Source organism: Agromyces humi (assembly GCF_009720255.1).
Taxonomy (GTDB): Bacteria; Actinomycetota; Actinomycetes; order Actinomycetales; family Microbacteriaceae; genus Agromyces; species Agromyces humi.
Window position 1 is genome coordinate 1 of the sequence record NZ_WJSP02000494.1, and the last position, 2,322, is coordinate 2,322.

The following is a 2,322-nucleotide window of genomic DNA, read 5'->3' on the forward strand; positions in this document are numbered from 1 at the left end:
CGCTGCTGCCCCGGATCGCGGCCGCCATGATGTTCACGCCCGCGGTGGGCACGGTCGCCGCGCTGCTCGTCGCGCACCGCCGTCACGGCAGGCGGGGCGCCCGCGGCATCCTGCGGGAACTCGGCATGTGGCCGCTGCGGCCGGTCGGTCGTACCGTCGGCTTCACGGTGGCGACGATCTTCGCGATGCCGATGCTGGTCGCCGCGGGTCTCGTCGTGGTGGGCCTGCTGGGGTTCGCGCAGTTCGACCTCGTCGGGTTCTCGGGCTTCGCCGAGCAGCTGGAGGCGACCCTGCCGGCCGGTTCTCCGCTGCCCCCGGTCGGGCTGATCGTCGTGATGCAGCTGGTGATGATCCCGCTCGGCGCCGTGCTCAACGCGCCGTTCGCATTCGGTGAGGAGGTCGGCTGGCGTGGCTGGCTGCTGCCCGCACTCCGGCCGCTCGGTGTGTGGCCGGCGCTGCTGCTTTCGGGTGCCTTCTGGGGCTTCTGGCACACCCCGCTCATCCTGCTCGGCTACAACTACGGCCTGACCGATGCGTGGGGCGTGCTGCTCATGACCCTCGCGGGCATGCTGTTCGGCGTGATCCTCGGATGGACCCGCCTGCGGACCGGATCGGTGTGGCCCGCGGTGTTCGGGCACGGTGCGTTCAACGCCTCCGCGGGCCTCGCCGCACTGTTCGTCGCCGCCGGCTCGCCGATCCCGCCGGCGTGGCTGGCGGGTCCGGTGGGGCTCATCGCATGCGGCGTCTTCGCCGTCGTGATCGTGGTCCTCGTGCTTGCGGGTCAGTTCCGCACGGATCGGGTGGGCGCGCGGCTCGGCTGACGCGCGCGACGGGCACGGCAGCGGCGTCGATCAGGCGGCGGTCGCGGCATCCGCCGCCCACCTAGTGCTCGGTTGACTCCGTCTGGAAGTACAGGTGGGTGTGCAGCCGGCAGCGCTCGTTGAACGGCGCGTGGCAGCTCGGGCACTCGGTCGTACCGAGGTAGGCGTCGATCGTGAGCTCGGTGCCGCAGGCGCCGCAGAGCACCGCTTCGCGGTCGCGCCCGTCGATCGGCCACTGCGTCGCCTCGTGGTCGGCGGTCTCCTGGTGGCAGCGGTGGCACGGGTAGTACTCGCCGCAGCACGCGAACCTGATCGCCACGATGTCGACGTCGGTGCGGTAGTGCACGCAACGGGTCATGTCGTCGACCACGGGGCCGAGCACGGCCGGCCGGGCGCGGGCATCGCCGTCGTGGCGGCGTTCGGGCTGGGTCACGCCATCCATCATCTCCCGCCGAAGAGCAGGGGCAGCAGCTGGATCCCGATCGCGCTCGCCACGGAGCGGTGGCGGCGGTTGCTCGTGAGCTGCGCGACCCAGTCGAAGACTCCGAGGTCGACCACCTCGCGGAACACCCCTGCGCGATCGTGCGCGCCGAAGCCGACCCTGAGCCCGTGGTAGTAGTTCGAGGACAGCGACTCGGCCCGCACCTCGACGTCGGGCTGCGACGCCGCCATCGCGGCGATGACGCGCTCGGCGAGCGCCGGGTGCGATCCGTCGGTGCGCACGACGGCCACCGGATGCTCCCAGTCGAGGCCATGGGAGGATGCCGCGGCGTCGAGGATGCGGCGGTACACGCCGAGCTGGGCGGCGACGGCGGCGACCTCGAAGCCGTCGTCGGCGAGGCCGGCGCCGGCGTCGGCGAGCACGAAGAGACGGAAGTGCCGGGTGTGCCCCTCGCCGTCGGCGACGGGCTGCATGCGGAGGACCTGGTGCGACGAGCAGAGCCGCACGTGCCCCCGGGGATCTGCCAGCAGCCGGCGCGCGGCCTCGAGTGCCAGCACGTTCGTCGGGTCGGAGACGACCTCGGAGGCCCGGATGGTGGAGAGGCTGCGGTCCTGCGAGGTCGGGGCGACGACGGATGCCGCGCCGAGCGGCGCCACCGGCGAGAGCAGCAGCGCCTCGTAGTCGGGCGCGGCGTCCAGCGCGAGCGCGTCGTAGGCCAGGGTCGTGCGGAGGTCGACGATGCTCGGGACGACCGTGGCATCCGTCGACCATTGGCGCAGCAGGTCGGCGGGGCGGCGCCTCGCCGCCTCGTCGCGTGCGGCGGCCAGGAGCTCGCCGCGGCGCTCGCTGGGGAGTCGTGGCGGGTTCGTCGCGATGGCTCGCTCATCGCTCCATGATGGCGTGCGCGCTCGGTTCGCGGCAGATCCGCAGGATGCGCCCTGCCCGAGCGGGTTACCGTCGAACATGGACGATCGGGCGGACCCCTCGCACTCGTCGGGCGCCGGGAAGGCGGCCGGCGTGATCGGAGCGATCGGCGCGCCGGGTGCCGCGGGCGAGGTC

The 2,322-nt window shown here is 73.1% G+C and carries 3 protein-coding genes; 1 reads left to right on the forward strand and 2 read right to left on the reverse strand.

The window, feature by feature from the left end:
• The coding region (locus GH736_RS21350; protein WP_159606885.1) for a CPBP family intramembrane glutamic endopeptidase at positions 1-821 on the forward strand (821 nt) is incomplete at its 5' end.
• Positions 822-882: 61 nt separating this feature from the next.
• On the opposite strand, the gene GH736_RS21355 is transcribed toward GH736_RS21350, so the two are convergent.
• Complete coding sequence (locus GH736_RS21355) at positions 883-1,254, reverse strand: CHY zinc finger protein (RefSeq protein ID WP_328596937.1); 372 nt, start codon at positions 1,252-1,254, stop codon at positions 883-885.
• 8 nt (positions 1,255-1,262) lie between these two features.
• Positions 1,263-2,228 carry a hypothetical protein gene (locus tag GH736_RS21360; protein WP_159606887.1) on the reverse strand — a complete coding sequence of 322 codons (966 nt, stop codon included), beginning with the start codon at positions 2,226-2,228 and terminating at the stop codon, positions 1,263-1,265.
• Positions 2,229-2,322 lie beyond the last annotated feature (94 nt).

What these genes read in the sequence shown, in the direction of transcription:
- GH736_RS21360 (WP_159606887.1), bottom strand. Translation starts at nt 2,228, where the DNA reads ATGTTCGACGGTAACCCGCTCGGGCAGGGCGCATCCTGCGGATCTGCC.